The sequence below is a fragment of the Rhodococcus sp. NPDC056960 genome (genome assembly GCF_042674125.1).
In the GTDB taxonomy this organism is placed as follows: domain Bacteria; phylum Actinomycetota; class Actinomycetes; order Mycobacteriales; family Mycobacteriaceae; genus Rhodococcus_F.
In genome coordinates this window covers 123,911-142,444 of record NZ_JBHURF010000017.1, presented here as the reverse complement: position 1 = coordinate 142,444, position 18,534 = coordinate 123,911, and the positions used below count along the sequence as shown (strand labels likewise).

Here is an 18,534-nt window from a genome sequence, read left to right as displayed (position 1 = left end):
TCACCCGTGCCGGCCGATCAACCGAAGATCGAGTTGGTCGGCCGGGAGCGGCAGCCCGTGGTAATGCCCCTGGGTGACATCGCAGCCGTACCGACGCAAGGCCCGTAACGTGTCTTCGTCCTCGACACCCTCGGCGACCAGCGACGCACCGAGGCTGTGCGCGAGCTCCACCGTCGAGCGCACGATCGCGACCGAGCGCGGGTCGCTGGACAGACGCGCGACGAAGATCCTGTCGAGTTTCAGCTCGTCGACGGCCAGGTCCTGCAGGTACGCCAGGGACGACCAGCCCGTGCCGTAGTCGTCGATCGATAATCCGATTCCCAGCTCCTGCAACGCCTCGACCACCCTTCTTGCGCTCAGGTAATCGGTCATCAGCACGCTTTCGGTGATCTCGAGGATCAGCGCGTCGGCGGGCAACCGAAAGTCGTTCAGCAGTCGGTCGATGTCGGCCACCAGGTCCGCGTCGAGGAGGTTCGTCACCGACAGGTTCACGGCGACGGTCAGCGTGATTCCGCGGTCGAGCCAGCGGCGCGCTTGGCCGAGAGCAAGCTCGGGGACTCTCGTCGTCAGTGGGCGCATGAGTCCCGACTGCTCGGCCTGCGGAAGGAACTGATCGGGCAGGAGCAAGCCGTGGCGGGGGTGCTCCCATCGCACGAGAGCCTCGACGCTGTGCACCTGCCCGTCGTAGGCACTGACCTTCGGTTGGTAATAGCACGTGAGCTCGCCACCGGCGATCGCCGTGCGCAACTCCTCGACGGACTGCCGCTCGTCGATGCTGTGCCGGTTCTGGGTCGCGTCGTACACCGCGATCGGGCGCCGGGTGCACTTGGCGCGGTACATTGCTACGCCTGCGCGCTGCAGCAGGTCTTCGGGATTTGCGCAGTGTTGTGGGCAGAGGGCTATCCCGATTCTCGCCTCGACGCCCACCGTCGCCTCGTCGAGGTGGAACGGCTCGTGCAGCGCCTCCAGGACGCGGCCGGCCAGTGCACGGGCGGCCGTGATGTCGGCCCCCGCGGGCAGCAGGACCGCGAACGCGTCTCCGCCGAGGCGTGCGGGCAGGTCTCCCGGCCGCACCGACCGGGCGAGCCGGTCCGCCACCTGGCACAGCAATTGATCGCCCGCGAACCGTCCGAAGGAGTCGTTGACCTCCTTGAATCGGTCCAGATCCATCAACAGCAAACCCGGGCCCCGGCCGGAGACGTGCCCGTCCGGTCCGGAAACCTCGTCGAGGTACGGGCCCGACAGCGCGGCCACGACGGCCCGTCGGTTTGCCAGATCGGTGAGATCATCGGTCCTCGCCTGGCGGTGGCTGTCGGCCAGAACGACCACCTCACGGAACGTCACCGCGAATCGGGCCGCGACCGCGACCAGGCTCAGCGCTGCCAGCACCACCGCGAGCCGCGGCAACCGCGCATCGTGGTCGAGGACGAGCAGCCCCACGGCAACGGCGGTACACACCAGTGGCGGGACCCAGATGACCAGTCCCGGCCGCTGACCGGATCGACGACGGCCGGAGGCCCGCCAGCTCGCCGCGGCCACCAGCACCGCGGCGGCATGCGGGAGCGCGTCGATCCACGTCCCCGCCACGGACTCGTCGGCGCTGCGGAACAGGTAGACGGTGTCGGCCACCGCGAACAGCATGAATCCCGCGACGAGGAGCACCCACCGCTGGTCTGCACGCCACCCCAGCACCGCGAGGGCACCGACCGCGAGGGCCAGCAGCAGCACGTCCCCCACCGGGTAGGCCAACTCCACGACGACCGCGGCGGGTGATCCGCCGGCGACTGACTCGATCGGGCTGAACGCGAGCGCGGCCGCCAGCGCCCCCAGGGTCAGTCCGGCGGTGACGGCGTCCAACCAGATCTCGGCGGGTAACCGCCGCACTCGCGCGCGCAGGAGCAGGATCAACCCTGCATAGACGAGAGGGTAGAAGGCCAATTTCAGCAGATCGGCGACCGACGGCGACCGGCCGTCGGGCACCCACACCATCGCCACCACGTCGCCGACGCACCAGCTCGCCATCCCCAGCGCGATCAGCCACCACGCCCGATGCTCTGCCGCGACACACCACGCACGAGCCGCGACCAGAAGGGTGGCCGTCAGCGCCAGTCCGTCGTAGAGCACCTCGAGAAGCACGGTCCACCCCGCCGCCCGATCACCCGTCCCCACCGCGATCCCGCACAGCACCGCCGCGATCAGCAGAACTCCGGCGGCCACCCCGAGAGCGCACCGCGACGGGTCGGGCGGCGACACCCAGTTGGACCGAACCGGTCGCTGCCCTGCCGCAGCCTGATTCGTGACGGTTCGCACGGATGGCGGCCCGGTCGCGGCTTCCCCGGCCCCGCTGACGAGGGCGTGCCGGGTGGCGCGGTCGAACTCTGATCGTCGGTCAGTCTCTGCGGAGACGGCCGGGTCCGGCGTGAAGCTGCGCAGGCAGCCGCCGCCGCAGCGTTTCGCCGCGTACATGGCCTGGTCCGCCTGCTTGAGCAGGCTTTCGGTCGTCGTGTCGGGCATCTCGGCGGTGACGATGGTCAATCCGATACTGGGACGAATGGACAGGACGACACCGTCGATGATGAACGGCGGGGTAAATGCCTCCAGGACCCGATCAGCTGCCGCCAGGGCATCCTCGACGCTCCCCTCGACCAGCGCCGCGAACTCGTCACCGCCGAGCCGGGCCACGGTATCGGTGCTCCGCACGCACCCCGTGAGGCGTTCGGCGACGCGGATCAGCAGCTCGTCCCCGGCGGGATGGCCGAGTCTGTCGTTGACCGTTTTGAAGTCGTCGAGGTCCATGCACAGCACCACGATCGGGATCAGTCCGCGGCGCTGGCGCTGAACGGCTTGGTCGAGCCGATCGAGAAACAGGGCACGGTTCGCCAGTCCGGTCAGTCTGTCGCGAAAAGCCTGCCGAGCCACGGTGAGCAGCAGTCGTCGGTTCTCGGCCAACACGATGAACTGCCGCGCCAGCAAGGCGAACACCAGAACCATGATCGCGGCGGGAATCGGGCCGGAGTCCAGACTGGGCAGCTCCCGCTTCAGGCCGACCGCAACGGCCAACAGCAACGGAATGTACGGCAACCACAGCCGAGCCCGAGACGGGGTTTGCACCGAAACCGGTTCGAGCGACGGCTCGCGGGTGCTCGACAGCGCCGCCAGTCCGAACGCGACGAAGGCAGCCACCCAGCCCACGTCGGTCACACCGCCGTTCCGATACGTGCCCAGCGCGGTCAGGTAGGACACGGCGCTGGCAGACAACGCCATCAGGATGACTCCGATGCACAGCAGTCCCAGAGTCAGGCGTTGCCCCGGCCGCGCCCGGGTCAGCACGACAATCGCCATGGTCGCAATCACCAGGTCCGCGACGGGATATGCGAGGGACGACACAAGGGCGAGCGGGGTGTCACTCCCGGCGCGGTACACGCTTCCCAGCACGCTCACCCAGGACACCACGAACAGCGAACCCGCCACGATGAGACCGTCCAGGATCAGAGTGGTACGGGACTGCTCACTGCTGCCTGCGGGAAACAGCAACAACGCCGCGCATGCGCCGATCGGAAACAACAGGTACGCCGCAGCCGCGACGGCGGGGAACGGGATCTGATCACTTCCTTGTCGCACCACGTAGTAGCACCAAATGGCTTGGCCCACCGACCAAGCCGCCAGTCCCCCAGCCAAGGCCAGCCAGCTTCGGCGCCGACTGCCCCGCCCTTTCCAGGCAGCCCACGCGGCGCATCCGGTCGCGGCCAGAGCGAACACCAGCAAACCCACGTCGACGACGACCGTCGTCGCGGACGCTCCACCCCACCCGTGCCACGCCGCCAGTGCGAACAACAACGCAGGCGCGGCGAAGATCACGGAGATCAGCCACAGGGCGCCGCTCGACACCACGGCCTCTGCCCGCGACGGCGTCGCGATCCGGCCGGGTGTCCGATGTCCCATCGTCACCACCCGAACTGCCGTCGTTACCCATCTGGATTCGAAGTTGCTAGAGATCCATCTTTGCACGATATAGATACTGAAATATAGTCTAAAATGATACTTTCAGTATGTTTACTGGGTCCGGCACACCGGGATCGGCTGAGGTTCTCGTAACGATCAGGTGGAGAGCGCGGCACCAGGTCCGACGCTCAGGCCCCCGGATCCGCCGGCACCACTTCGATGTCGTCGACGCGAAACGTAGCGTTGTCGCCGCGCAGGCCTACCCCGCCGGCGCCCCGCAGCGGTGCACATCCCACCCCCTGATCGACGGCTCTTATCCGGGTGCCGTCGCGGTCTGCGGTGATCTCCACCGAACCGTCGGGAAGGTCGCGGACCGACGCTGCCACGTGCTGCCAGAGTCCGAGCGGGATCGGCACATCAGTCGCGACCGAACCCAGATCGAAATACGTGCCACCGTTGGAACCTCCGCCGGGACATTTCTTCTTGATGATCATCTCTCCGTCGCGACGGTCGACACTCACCGCATACAGCTGCCACTCCGATTCGTATCGCACCCAGAGGTGCGCCCCGTCGAAGTCCTGCGCCGGTGTCCGTTCAGTCTCGACGAGCTCGTCCACCCTCAGCCGCATCGTCACGTCGACGTCGGCAAAGTCGCGATCACGAGAGATCATCCGGAATACCGCCGAACCGGTGGCATCGATTTCACGCCCGTCGTCCGGCGTCCCTGTCCACCCCTCGTTGTCCTGGCGGAACAGAGATCCACTGGTCATCATCCACGGCGAGTTGTCCGAGACCGGACTGCCCTCGGAGACGATCAGTTCGTCCCGACCGGTGAATGAATCCCAGATCCCGATGGGTGTGCGCGTGTCAGCTGACGCCGAACAGGACGCGCACGCGAGGATCAGACCGACCACGCCGATCGATCGGAGACGACGAGACCTGACCGGCGGACCCGGGTATCCAGGATGTGCGGCCACGACCAACCTTCTCATTGCACGCACTGTCAGTGAACCGACAGGTCGCCGACGAGTGGCACCGGACTCGTGGGCCGTTGCCTCACACCGGAGATGGCGATCCCTCCGGCCGCAGGAATGGATCCGCGCCCTTGTACCGGAAGAGAACCGACCTCGAGTCCGTCGATCCGCACACTGACCTGGTCGGGACGGACCGCCATCTCGGCCCGGTACGACCCCGCATTCGGCAGGGCGCCCGTCGCGACCACGACCGCCCCGGCGGCGCCGCGACGGATTTGATAGGAACCGTTGCTGACCGACACTTCGACCTGATTGATGTCGTCACCCGACAGCGCCGTCAACCCAGTCGATGTTCCGTCTCCGGGTTGACCGAATCCGCCGAGATCGGCGCTCACCGTGTAGTTGTTCCACATCGTCGTCCTGTGACGAGCGAAGCGGCTGACGACGTAGCCGGCCTCGGCGGAATTCAGAGCAACCTGTCGGTCGGCGACGACGGTCAGTGGTTCTCCGGTACTGCTCGCCCATTCACCGATCCGGCTGAACGGCTGGGCCGTGGACGGGTCGAGAGGACTCGCATCACGCAGCCTCGCCGCCCATTGGTCGAGCGTGACATCGGTCGTGATGTCCATCCGGTCGAGATGCCGGACAGCGAGCTCAGCACTCGTCGTCGTCGCGACGCCACCGGGCGTGTCGAGCATGGCCGCCTGAAACTGTGCGGTGACCGCAGCATTGAGAAGCCCGCTCCCGGTCGAATCCTTCTCGGGAGGCGTTTCCTCGTGTGAGGAGAAGGGATAGGCGAAGAACGCGGGCTCAGGCAACCCGTGAGCCGCGAATTCGGCCTTCGACGCCGAGAGGTCGCTACTGACGCGGGTGCGGTACTCGTCGACTGTCTCGTACCTTTGCAGGTCCACGCGGTACAGACGGCTCGACAGGAACGGGCCTTCGTTCCCCGCCGCGTCGACGGGAATCTGATCGTGACCGAGATGCGTGTGCGAACCGAGATCCCAGCGACCACTCGACTGCAACTGCTGCACCTCGGGCCAAGTCATGTAATACGGGGCGTGCGTGCCCACATTGCCGGTGATGATGTACGCAATCGCGCGCTGACCGTAACGGGCCAGAATCGGATCGGCGTACTGCCACACCCCCCGGGCACCGTCATCGAAACTGATCATCACGCTCCGCGGCGGCAGGGCGTGTCCCTCCAGCCAGCCCGAAAGCTGGTCTGCCGAGATCGTGCTCCATCCCGCGTCGTGGAGAAGTTGCATCTGGGCGGCGAACGCCTCCGGCGTCACGGTGTAGCGGCTGGAATTGTAGGCGATGTCGTGGTACGTCAGAATCAACGGCGGACTCTGCGGACTACTCTCCGCCGCCGCAAGCTCGGACACGAGAGCGGGGTCACTCGGGCCGGACGCGAACGTCTCGATCTGCACGATCGATTTGTCGGCTTTCTCTGCCGCGCTTCTCCATTGCCAGACGGCCGGCAGCAAAAGGTAACCCGCGACGACAACAGCCAATCCGATGACAACGATTCCGGAACGCAGGCGAGCGGTGAATCCGATCGACGACGGCGGATGGTGTTCGGTTTCGCGGTGGGTCATCGGGTGCCCCACTTGGAATCCCGGATGGTGAGCAGTGCGTAGGGTAGTTGCCACACCAGCACGAGCGTGTAGAACATCGTGAAGAATATTCCCTTGTACCAGTACTTCTCACGTTGATGAAGGCGGTAGTAGAGGCCGTAGATGATCGCCATCGCTGCGACGCCACCGAGATACCAGTAGGGCAACTCGCCGAGAAAATGCGGTTGTACGACGAAGGCCCTGAGCACGATTTGCGGCGCCATGAAGGGCAGAAGGAACCCGAGATAGAACATGAGGGCCATCACCGGATGCTTGCGCCACATTATCTTGGCAGCGCGCGCGGACTCTCTCAGCCAGCTCTTCTTCCACCGAAGCTGCTGACGAAGAAATTGCTGCATGCGATCGGGAACTGCCGTATAGGCCTGGGCGTCGGGCGCATACAACACACGCCAGTCGGGCAGGAGAAAGTTCGTCAGGCTGCGATCATCTCCGAAGGTACTCGGCTGACCGAAGAACCTCTGGTTGGCCCAGCTGTGCAGAACGGGCTCCACCGCTGACCGACGGTATCCGGAAAAGCAACCGGAGCAACAGGTTACCGAACTGAAGAGCGCCTCTGCCGACTTGTACACTCGGAACGCGATGTAATACTGCATGGCCTGCATCCGGGTGAGCAGGTTGGTGTCCTGATTCGACACATCGGTGTGGCCCGCCACGGCCCCGACCGACGGGTCCGCGAAGTACGCGATCAATTTGCGCACAGCATCCGGCCGCACCTGAGAGTCCGAGTCGATGAAGACGAACACTTCCGAATCTCCGTCTGCAGCAATTCCGGTGGCCATTGCATGGCGCTTGCCGCCGTTGGACTCCGATGCAACGACCGTCAGTTCGGGATGGGCGGCGGCGACCTCACGGATGCGTGCGAGTGTGTCGTCCGTCGACTTGTCATCCACGACCACGACACGGAGTCGATCCGTCGGGTATTCCACCGAAAGACACGCTTCCAGGGTTTCTGCAATCGCCGGTTCATTGAACGCGGGGACGATGATCGCTACCGACGGGCAATAGGTAGCCGCCTCTGCGGTGAGCCGTGGGCGGTAGAAGAAGGCCAGTCCGAAGCGCGAGAGAATGAAGGTGGTCACGAGGAGGCTGTACACCGCCCACACCGGTTCTGAGCGCAAATTGTCGAGCGATATGACTTTGACCAGACAGATCGCCACGATCACGACCAACAACGCGGCAATGAACACTCCGCGGAGGACATGCTCCCGCCGGGGTGCCGCGTCAGCCTCTCCTGCCTCCGCTTCCCACCGCGACGTCACGTCGAGGATAGGTGTCCCGTCGGCGTCGTACCGGCGGACCTCACTCCCTTCGCCGACGGCGACTACTACACCGGACGGAACTCTGCACGCCACGCGGTTGTCGGCGCCGAACACGGACTCGTCGGACGAGGCCAACACATCATCGGCGGTCTCGGAGACCCATAGTGGCTGGGTATCAGACGCCAGCACGACGCCGGACACCCCCTCAGCCGTCACCGCCAAGGTCCAAGAGCCCGCCAACCGACGCACCACCGCGGAAACCGCGAGAGCCAGTCGAGAGAGACTACGGTCGAGATCGTCGGCGAGTTCCTCCTCTACCAGGTGAGCGACAAGGCTTGCGCCATCCTCGGTGTGAACAGCATGTCCCCTAGCGATCAGTTCCTGAAGCAGGGGCTCGGCGTTCTCGACGCCCCCACTGAGAACCACGGCGACTCTCTCCGTGCAGTCCACCCGCGGAAGCACCTCCGGTGCGCCCGGTCGGACGCCGCCGAGATAGCTGATGCCGAACACGTCCGCCCTGCTGTCGATCAATGTCGCGAGCCGGGTGTCGGTTCGGCGTGCGCCCCAGCGCTCTTCGATCACAGCGGCCGGAGAATGTTCGACCGAATACCGATCATCGACCTGCCCGGCGAGACCGAACCTCGACGCCGAAGAATTCAGGGAAGGACCGTGATAGGCCACGATTCCGGACAAGTAAAGTCTCCTCGAGCTGGATGGCCGCGGAACCTGTGGCAGACCGCGGCGGCAGTGTGTAGATCAGAGAACATGCGGGTGGATGACCCGGTCGAGTTTGTACGTCGCGTCGAGCACCAAAGGCGCATCTGCAATCCAGGAATGGTCCACGGCAGGATGCAGGGTGTGGGCGATCACGAGATCCCAGTCGCCCTTTGCGGGTTCGACTTCGGCGGTGAGTACTCCCGTTCTGGTCGTCACACTCTCGACCAGAGCGTCGGTGTAGGAAACTTCGGCACCGCGGCGGACGAGCTCGTCGACTATCTCCAGAGCCGGCGACTCCCGCACGTCGGCAACACCGGGCTTGTAGGCCACGCCGACGAGCAGGACACGAGTGCCGGAGAGTGGGCGACCCGCCTCGGCGAGAATTTCCTGGGCTCGGGTCACGACCGATCGCGGACGGGCCGCGATCGACGCCATCGCAGCCTCGGTGACGGGAGACTGCTTGCGGTTGGCCTTGAGCTGCCACAGCAGGTAGTGCGGATCGCACGGGATGCAGTGGCCGCCCACACCCGGCCCCGGATAGAAGGGCATGAAGCCGTACGGCTTGGTTGCGGCAGCACCGATGACCTCGATGACATCGACACCGAGCTGCAACGCGATGCCGGAGAACTCGTTGGCCAACGCAATGTTGACCGCTCGAAACGTATTCTCCAGCAGCTTGGTGAGTTCGGCGGCTTCCGGCGTGGAAACCCGGTGGGTGACGGCAGCCACCCTGGCCAGCGTCCGTATGGCCCGATCGGCACACGCCGCGGAAGCGCCACCGACCACGCGGGGCGTGCTCTCCTGAGTGTGGTCTGCAACGCCCGGGTCGATTCGCTCCGGACTGAAGGCGACGAAGACGTCCTGCCCGACGATCAGCCCTCGACGCCGCAGAGGTTCGATCAGGAACTCGCGAGTGCAGCCCACATACGTCGTCGAGGTCAAGACGATTGTCTGGCCGACGCGCGTCGAGTTCACCACGGCTTCGCAGCATTCGGACAGCATGGTCAGATCGGGCACGAGATGACTGTCGACCGGCGTCGGCACGCAGATGATCACCGTGTCCACCGCACTCAGCGCTGCGTGTTCCGTTGTGAGGCTGAGCAGCTCCGAGCCGAGTAGCCGAGAAAGCCGCTCCTCGTCCGCCGGGAGAAGGTCGACAGTCTGCGCTTTGATCGAGGCAAGTCGTGCCTCGCTGATGTCGTAACCCACCACGTCGACGTCCACATCGGCGAGGGCAAGAGCGGTCGGAAGCCCGACATAGCCCAAGCCGACGACACCGACCGCGTGGCGGACGGTGTCGGCGCGCACGGGGTACGCCCGCAATTCGCCGGGGTGCACAGTCTCAGTTACCACGCTGTTGCTCGACACGTTGTTCATCGACGGCATGTGACCCCCATATGCTAACCATCAGCCTTCCACGGCCCTGTATTGCGGATACTTGTCAGCCCAACACGGCACTACAGCAACTTGCCGTTCGTATTATGCACCATAAACCGTTCTCAGGTTTGTTTTTCTTTCAATCATCTCGCGACGTCTGCATAGTGTGCGCGTACTGTTGGCAACCACTCCGCAACCGCACATGCTCTGACCGTCCGATTCGCCCGGTTACGGCCCCCGTGTCACAGCGCTCGTCGGCGGAGCAGCTGACGATGTCTCTATCGTGCCCCGAAGTAGCCGAGCCACTCATCCCGGCCGAGTGAGGACCTCCCCGCCGCGCGCGCAGCGTTCTCGGCAGCGCGAATCCGGGCGATCAGGTCGTGCGTCGCCGCCTGCAGCCGCGACTCGGCGGCAACCACCGCTGAGCTGTCTGCAATGATCTCCGCCGGCACCAGCTCTGGCGGCAGACCCGCCTTACCGGCGCGGGCGATCACCTTCGCCGCCAACGACGCCGCCGGCTGACTCATCGCGATGCCGTCGAGGCAGGAGTTCCGGGCCTTCTCCGCGGCCTTCCGGATCTCCCACGCCCGTTCCTGCTCGGCGATGTCGATCGGTCCCACGACATCCTCCCCGAGGTGAGGGCTGCGGTGCACGAGTTTCGCGACCAGGGTGGCGGCCACCTCGTCGACGTCGAAATTGCCCGCGGCCGATGCGATGCGCGAGTGGAACAGCACCTGCAGCAGCAGGTCGCCGAGCTCCTCTCGCAGATCACCGGGATCGGCGGACTGGATCGCGTCGAGCACCTCGTACGTCTCCTCGACGAGGTAGTGCGACAGGCTTCGGTGCGTCTGGGTCACTTCCCAGCCGCCGTAGCTCCACAACCGGTCCATCACCTCGGCGGCCTCGACGAGATTGTCGCCCAGCACTTTCGGTGCCGCGACGACGCGGGAGCCTGCCGCGACCCATTCGCGCACGGTCGGGTGGTCGGGATCGGTGCCGACCAGGACGGCGGCACCCGGTGCGGCACGCAGCAGCGTCCGCACGACCTCGGGGACGTCGTCGGTGAATTCCACACCGTCACCGACCAACCCGACGGCCTCCATCGGCAACGTCGTGGGCCGCAACGGGTCGAGCAGAACCACCGTCATCCGGTCAGGCCTCCATCACCACGGACCCGGCCGCCTTGCCGTCCAGCGCGAGCACGAAATCAGCGATGTACTGCAACAGCTCCACGTCGCGCACCCGCTCCGCACCGATTCCGCCGGAACCCGAACGGGGCAGCGGCAACTGCACCATTCCGGTCGTGGCACGGTACTGGGCGCTCGGGTAGATGCGCTTCAGACGCAGCTGCCTCGAGTCCGGCAGCGCCATCGGCGAGATCTTCAGCTGCGTCCCGACGACTGCGATCTCCTCGAGCGCGTACTCGCGGGCCAGCAGCCGCAGCTTGGCCACCGAGACCAGTCGCCGGACCTCCTCGGGGAGCGGACCGTACCGGTCGACGAGTTCGTCCACCACGGCGGTGATGCCGTCGAGTTCCGTCGCGGCCGCGAGTTTGCGGTATCCCTCGAGACGGAGCCGGTCGCTGGTGACGTAGTCGGGCGGGATGTGCGCGTCGACGGGAAGGTCGATGCGCACTTCCTTCGGGGCGTCGTCCGTCGTGATCGGCTTGCCGTCCGCGGCCGCACGGAACGCCTCGACGGCCTCCCCCACCAGCCGCACGTACAGGTCGAACCCGACGCCTGCCACGTGACCGGATTGCTCGGCTCCCAGCACGTTTCCAGCGCCACGGATCTCGAGGTCCTTCATCGCGACCGCCATACCGGCGCCGAGGTCGGAGTTCTGCGAAATGGTGGCGAGACGGTCGTACGCCGTCTCGGTGAGCGGCTTCTCGGGCGGGTACAGAAAGTAGGCATACCCGCGTTCGCGGCTACGCCCGACGCGGCCGCGCAGCTGATGCAGCTGCGACAGACCGAGAGAGTCGGCGCGCTCGACGATCAGTGTGTTGGCGTTGGAGATGTCGAGGCCGGTCTCGATGATGGTGGTACACACCAGGACGTCGAAGTCGCGTTCCCAGAAACCCTGCACGGTCCGTTCGAGGGTGTCCTCGTTCATCTGCCCGTGCGCCACCACCACGCGTGCCTCGGGCACGAGTTCGCGGATCCGCTGGGCCGCCTTGTCGATGGAGCTGACCCGGTTGTGGACGTAGAACACCTGCCCGTCGCGGAGCAGTTCCCGTCGGATGGCCGCGGCCACCTGCTTGTCGGCGTACGCACCGACGTAGGTGAGGATGGGGTGCCGCTCCTCCGGCGGCGTGAGGATCGTGGACATCTCCCGGATCCCCGCCATGCTCATCTCGAGCGTTCGCGGGATCGGCGTCGCCGACATGGTGAGCACGTCCACGTGGGTGCGCAGCGCCTTGATGTGCTCCTTGTGCTCCACACCGAAACGCTGCTCCTCGTCGACGATCACGAGACCGAGATCCTTCCACCGGACCGCGGTCTGCAGCAGCCGGTGCGTGCCGACCACCACATCGATCTCACCGTCGGCCATGCCCGCGATGATCTCCTTGGATTCGCCCGCATCTGTGAAGCGGGAGAGTCCGCGCACCTTCACCGGGAACGCCGCCATGCGCTCGGTGAACGTCTGCAGGTGCTGCTGGGCGAGAAGCGTCGTCGGCACCAGGACCGCCACCTGTTTGCCGTCCTGCACGGCCTTGAACGCCGCCCGCACCGCGATCTCCGTCTTGCCGTAACCGACGTCGCCGATGACGACGCGGTCCATCGGGACCGCCTTCTCCATGTCCGCTTTGACCTCGCTGATGACCGTCAGCTGGTCGTGGGTCTCGGTGAACGCGAACGCGTCCTCCATCTCCTTCTGCCACGGGGTGTCCGGGCCGAACGCGTGACCGGGCGCCGCCTGCCGGGCGGCGTACAACTGGACGAGCTCCCCGGCGATCTCACGAACCGCCTTGCGCGCCTTGCGTTTCGTGTTTGCCCAGTCGGAACCGCCGAGTTTGCTGAGCGCGGGCAGTTCGCCGCCGACGTACCGCGACAGCTGGTCCAGCGACTCCATCGGGACGAACAACCTGTCGCCGGGATGGCCGCGCTTGCTGGCGGCGTACTCGATCACGAGGTACTCGCGCCGTGCGCCACCGATGGTCCGTTCGACCATCTCGACGAATCGTCCGATGCCGTGCTGGTCGTGCACGACCATGTCGCCGGCCGTGAGGGCCAGCGGGTCCACCTGGTTGCGGCGCTTCGCCGGCAACCGCTTGCCGTCGCCGACGGCGGCCACCCGGTTGCCGGTGAGGTCGGCCTCGGTGACGACGACGAGTCCGGGCGTGGAGTCGTCGCCGGGGAACACCAGGCCGTCGTGGAGCGAACCGCGCAGCACTCCCACCTGACCGCGCGCCGGCTCGGAACCGGGGGCGAGTTCGGCGGCAGGCACTTCCGCCTCGCGCAGGCGTTCCAGCACTCGGAGCGCGGTGCCGGCGCCCGCGACCACGACAACCGCCCGGCCGCCGGTCGTCACGTGCGCCCGCAGGCTCACGAACAGTTCCGACAACAGGTCGTCGGAACCGCGCACCTGCGGCGCCGGCGTGATCGCCAACTCGAGTTCCTCACCGCTCCCGGACGCGAGCGGGCTCAGCGTCCACCACGGCAGTCCCGCCGTCTCCGCGGACTCCCGGACCTGGCTGAGCGAGCGGTAGGCGGACGCGCCGAGGTCGATGCCGTCGCCCTTCAGGACCGACGTGTCGAGCGGGGCCGCGCCGCCGATCGACGCCGCCGTCCACGACGCCTCGAGGAATTCCTGACCGGTGCGCACCAGGTCGGTGGCGCGCGTCCTGATCTTCTCCGGATCGCACAGGAGCACGTGTGCGCCGTCGGGCAGCACGTCGGTGAGCAGTTGAAGCTGCCCCGGCCGCAGCACGGGCAGCAGTGCCTCCATGCCCTCGACCGGAATGCCGGCCGACATCTTGTCGAGCATTTCGACGAGCGCGGCGTCGGCCTGGTTGTCGACCGCGAGCTGCGCGGCCCGGTTCCGGACGTCCTCGGTGAGGAGCAGTTCCCGGCAGGGCGGGGCGATCACGGCGTCGATCGCGAGTTCGGACAGCGACCGCTGGTCCGCCACGGAGAAGGCCCGCAATTCGGTGACCTCGTCGCCCCAGAATTCGACGCGCACCGGATGATCCGCGGTGGGCGAGAACAGGTCCAGAATGCCGCCGCGGACGGCGAACTCGCCGCGCTTGCCCACCATGTCGACGCGGGTGTACGCCATCTCGACGAGCCGCTGGATCAGCCCGTCGAAGTCGTGCTCCACACCCACGTGCAGCGTGACGGGCTCGATCTCCCCGAGGCCCGGGGCCATGGGCTGCACCAGGGAACGGACGGTGGTGACGATGACCTGGAGCGGGGCGCCGTAGGAGCGGTCGTCCGGCCGCGCGAGTCGGCGGAGCACCTCCACCCGGCGACCGACCGTGTCGGCGCTCGGCGACAGCCGCTCGTGCGGCAGCGTCTCCCACGACGGGAACTGCGCCACGGCGTCGCCGATCATCTCCTGGAGTTCGGCGGTGAGGTCGTCGGCCTCACGACCGGTGGCGGTGACCAGCAGCAGGTGGGTGCGTTCGGCGAGGGCCGCGGCGACGAACGGCCGGGCCGGTCCAGGAGCGACGACATCGAGATGACGGCGCCCGAGCGCCTCGGTCACCTGCGCGACGACGCCGTCGCCCAGTGCGATCTTCGCCAGACCGGCGAGCGGGGTGTCGGCGGACGAGGGCTCGGCAGCGATGAGCGGGGAAGACAACGACGCACTCCTGAGCAGTGGTGACGAACTGCCGGCGAACAGCTCGGGCCGGGGCGGGCGGCCAGTTGCGGACTGAGCCAGCCTAGTCGATATCGCACACGGACGGACCGGGGTCCGGATCAGCCGGCCGCGGGCGTCACCCGTGCGACGGCGACCGAGGTCACCGACCGCACGTACCCCGTCATCACGGCCGCGGCATCGAGCCTGCGCATCGGCACGAGCCGGGATGCCGCCTCAGTATGCGCCGTCGGGCCTCAGCACGGCCCGAATCGTCTTCCACAAGATGAGCACATCCAGCGCGAACGTCCAGTTCTCGACGTAGTGCAGGTCTGCGCGAACCGACTCCTCCCAGCTGAGGTTGCTCCGGCCACTCACCTGCCACAGCCCCGTCAGACCCGGCTTGACGAACAGCCGCCGCCGCGCGCCGTCGTCGCCGTACTGCGCCACCTCACATTCCAACGGCGGACGTGGACCGACGAGGGACATACTTCCCGTGACGACGTTGAACAACTGCGGCAGCTCGTCGAGCGAGTAGCGGCGAATGAACTTCCCCACCCGGGTGACTCGCGGATCGTCGCGGATCTTGAACAGGACGCCGGCTCCCTGGTCGAGCGCGGCGAGTTCGCGAGCACGCCCCTCCGCACCCACCACCATGCTGCGGAACTTGTACATCGTGAACAGCTGGCCGTCGCGGCCGACGCGGGTCTGGGTGAACAGCGCGGGACCACGACTGCTCGCGCAGATTGCACCGGCGATCACGAGCAGGACCGGCGCGATGGCGACGACGAGAACGAGAGCGAAGATCCGATCGAGGACATTCTTGATCACCCAAGCGGGGCCCGAATACGTCGGCGCACTCAACTGCATCAAGGGGACCCCCGCGACGGGGGCGATGTGCAGGCGCGGACCGACGACATCCATGAGCACGGGCGCGATCAACAGGTCCGTTCCAGTGCCCTCCAGCTCCCAGCTCAACCGCTCGGTGCGAGCGGGGGTCCAGCCGCTGGACGGGAGAACGGCAATCGCCTGGAAGGAATGCAGCCTGGTGATCCCGACAATGTCCTTCTCCGTGCCGATCACCGGAGTGTCGTCGACGGCGAGCGGAAGCTGTTCACCCGGCCGCACGTCGGCCAGGCACACCGCGTCGACACGCCACCCGGCTTGCGAGATGTCCGGCGTGCGTTTGATCAGCTCGAGCACTTCGTCGATCTCACCGGCGACGAGGACGGAGCGCAGACTTTCTCCCGATCTCCGGCGCCTGCGCAGTTCCCGCCTCAGCACGTACCGCCCGAGCAGAGTCAGCGCTGCTGCGAGCGGAAGAGCGCCGAACACCCACGAATGCCCGTTGGCGGTCCCCAGGGCGTACCCGGCGAGAGCCATCCCCGCGATGACCCACACGTACGCGCGCCCCACTCTGCGCAGCTCCTCGGAACCGCTGCCGAGAATGCGCGGATCCCACGCGTGCGCCAGCGCCAGGGACAGCATCACCAGCACGGGAACCGCAAAAGCGACCGCAAGGCTCCCGGCCCACGTCCAGAGAGAGAGTTGACGATAGACGACGGTGACGAAAAGGTCGGCGGCGACAACACAGAGGAGATCACTGCACACCGCTGCATGAGAATACGAACGCTCCCAGGGGGGTCGTGGAGACGGACTCTCGGGCACGGCACCGCCGGGGACAGTGGGTAGCCCCGCACCTCTACGGCCGTGTGCACATTCGGATCCGATGAGCAGTTGGGTTCGCTCGGACACGCTCAGTGCCTCGAATTCGCTTCCACATTCGCACATTGATCAAACCCATGCTCGGAGCCCGCCCGCCGCCGCGTCGATTTGGTCGCGCCGCGGAGTTGATTACTAAAAACATACTCCGCGCCTGTTATTGCCGCAATCAAATGGTCTCCAATTATTATTTGCGTTAGAAACCAAACTTTCGGTACATTTACAGCCTCACGGCCGCCTACAAACCGACCTCGATGGTGCCGGCCACCAGCAGGGCGCCGATCTTCTCCGCCGAGACGGGCCGGCTGAACAGAAATCCTTGAGCCCGATGGCATCCCATGTCGATCAGCTGTCGTGCCGACTCGACGTTCTCCACGCCCTCCGCCACCAATTCCAGGCCGAACGATTCGGCGAGACCGATGATGGATTTCACGATTGCCCGATCCTCCGGGTTGGTATCCAGGTTCATCACGAAACCCTTGTCGATTTTCAGCGTCCCCACCGGCAGCGCCTTGAGGTGACTGAGCGAGCTGAACCCGGTGCCGAAATCGTCGATCGCGACCTCCACGTCCATCGCATGCAGCCCTTCGAGCGCCTCACGCGTCCAGGTCAGGTCGCTGAGCACCGCGTTCTCGGTGATCTCCAGGCACAGGGCACCCTTCCGAACGTCGAATTCCGCCAACGCATTCGCGACGACATCCAGAAAGTCCAGACCTGCCAACTGCCCCGGCGACACGTTGACACGGAGATCCAAATCGAGTGCGGGCACCTGCGAGCGCCAGTCGGCCCACTGCCGGCAGGCCTTCCGGATCACCCAGCGTCCGAGTTCCCCAGCCACGTTGGTGGCCTCGGCGACGTCGATGAACGATGCCGGTTGCAGCAGCCCGAGCAGCGGATGATTCCAGCGCACCAGGGCCTCCACCCCGATGATCCGGCCGGTCCGCAGGTCGACCTCTGGCTGGTATTCGAGGAACAGCGACTCGTCCGCGATGGCCGCCCGCAGACTGAGCTCGATCATGTTGCGTTTCTCGCTCTCCTCCTGCATCTCGTCCGTGAAGACGCTGATCGCATTCCCGCCCTTGGTCTTCGCGACCATGACGGCCTGGTCGGCCTGACTGAGGAGTGAACTCGTGGTGGCCTTGCCCGGATGTCCCACCGCGACGCCGATACTGACGCTGCGGCTCACGACCTCGCGGCCGAGCCGTACCCGCTCGGTGACGACGTCGCGGATGTGCTGCGCGCGGACCTCCGCCTCCGCGAGGCCGACGGACCCACCGAGCACGAGGACGAATTCGTCGCCGCCCAGCCGCGCCACGAGGTCGGAAGGGCCGCTGCTCGCGCGAAGCCTCTCCGCGATCGTCGAGATGAACCCGTCACCGGCGCCGTGCCCGAAGAAGTCGTTGAGCGGCTTCAGCCGGTCCAGGTCGAGGAAGAGTATGGCCACCGGCCCGGGTTCGGACGACCCCAGCCGGGTGTCCAGGTGGTGGTACAACGCGCGCCGGTTGCTGAGCCCTGTGAGCGAGTCGTGGTCGGCCGAGTACCGCAACTGCTCCTCGACGACGATCCGCGCCTGAACCTGGGCGAGGAGGGCGGCGATCGCCTTGAGGACGTCGACCTCGGGCGGCGTCCAGTCACGGTCGCCGAACTTGATGAAGCCGAGCGTCCCGGTCGTCGTCTCACCGGACAGCAACGGAACGGCCGCGAGTGACACCTGGGGAACTCCGGAGGCCTCGCGGACCCGCTCGTTGTAGTCCGGACCGGACACCTCCGGCCGGATGATGGCCACTTCCTTCTGGTGCTCGATCCGGGCGAAGGTCGAATCGGCGCCCTTGAAGTAGACGACGCCGATCGGGTCGGGGTCGGGGATGAACGGCCGCAACGGGTATTCCGCGATGAGCACCGTCGCCCCGATCTCGTGATCGGTGAACCGGAGAAAACTGGTGTCGACCTCGAAATGCTCCACGAGATCCTGCAGCACACGGGTGGCCACCGACTTGAACGAGACGGCATCGACAGGGGTGAGCCGGGACGCCACGGTCGTCACCAAAGTCTCGAGCTTCTCTGACTGCTTCTCGACTTGCTTCTCGGTATCCACTGGCCCTC

Annotated in this window: 9 protein-coding genes; all 9 read right to left on the bottom strand. The window is 66.3% G+C overall.

What is annotated here, in order from left to right:
• Positions 1–3,942, bottom strand: a complete 3,942-nt coding sequence (locus ACFTWF_RS26580; protein ID WP_378464135.1) for a diguanylate cyclase domain-containing protein — start codon at positions 3,940–3,942, stop codon at positions 1–3.
• Positions 3,943–4,130: 188 nt separating this feature from the next.
• On the bottom strand, positions 4,131–4,919 hold the full coding sequence (locus ACFTWF_RS26575) for a hypothetical protein (RefSeq protein WP_378464134.1): 789 nt from the start codon (positions 4,917–4,919) through the stop codon (positions 4,131–4,133).
• 26 nt (positions 4,920–4,945) lie between these two features.
• Positions 4,946–6,517, bottom strand: a complete 1,572-nt coding sequence (locus tag ACFTWF_RS26570; RefSeq protein ID WP_378464133.1) for a polysaccharide deacetylase family protein — start codon at positions 6,515–6,517, stop codon at positions 4,946–4,948.
• The gene (locus tag ACFTWF_RS26565; protein ID WP_378464132.1) at positions 6,514–8,508 is read right to left on the bottom strand and encodes a glycosyltransferase; all 1,995 of its coding nucleotides are present in this window, start codon (positions 8,506–8,508) and stop codon (positions 6,514–6,516) included. The genes ACFTWF_RS26570 and ACFTWF_RS26565 overlap by 4 nt, the downstream gene beginning before the upstream one ends.
• Positions 8,509–8,571: 63 nt before the next feature.
• Positions 8,572–9,885: a nucleotide sugar dehydrogenase gene (locus ACFTWF_RS26560; RefSeq protein ID WP_378464131.1), complete on the bottom strand. Its 1,314-nt coding sequence runs from the start codon at positions 9,883–9,885 to the stop codon at positions 8,572–8,574.
• 302 nt (positions 9,886–10,187) lie between these two features.
• The gene (locus tag ACFTWF_RS26555; protein ID WP_378464130.1) at positions 10,188–11,057 is read right to left on the bottom strand and encodes a MazG family protein; all 870 of its coding nucleotides are present in this window, start codon (positions 11,055–11,057) and stop codon (positions 10,188–10,190) included.
• Between the two features lie 4 nt (positions 11,058–11,061).
• Entirely contained in the window at positions 11,062–14,712 is a 3,651-nt protein-coding gene (mfd, locus tag ACFTWF_RS26550; RefSeq protein WP_378464129.1) for a transcription-repair coupling factor, read from the bottom strand.
• A 234-nt stretch (positions 14,713–14,946) separates the two neighbouring features.
• Positions 14,947–16,320, bottom strand: coding sequence for a sugar transferase (locus tag ACFTWF_RS26545; protein WP_378464128.1), 1,374 nt, complete (start codon positions 16,318–16,320; stop codon positions 14,947–14,949).
• 349 nt (positions 16,321–16,669) lie between these two features.
• On the bottom strand, positions 16,670–18,526 hold the full coding sequence (locus tag ACFTWF_RS26540) for an EAL domain-containing protein (protein WP_378464127.1): 1,857 nt from the start codon (positions 18,524–18,526) through the stop codon (positions 16,670–16,672).
• Positions 18,527–18,534 lie beyond the last annotated feature (8 nt).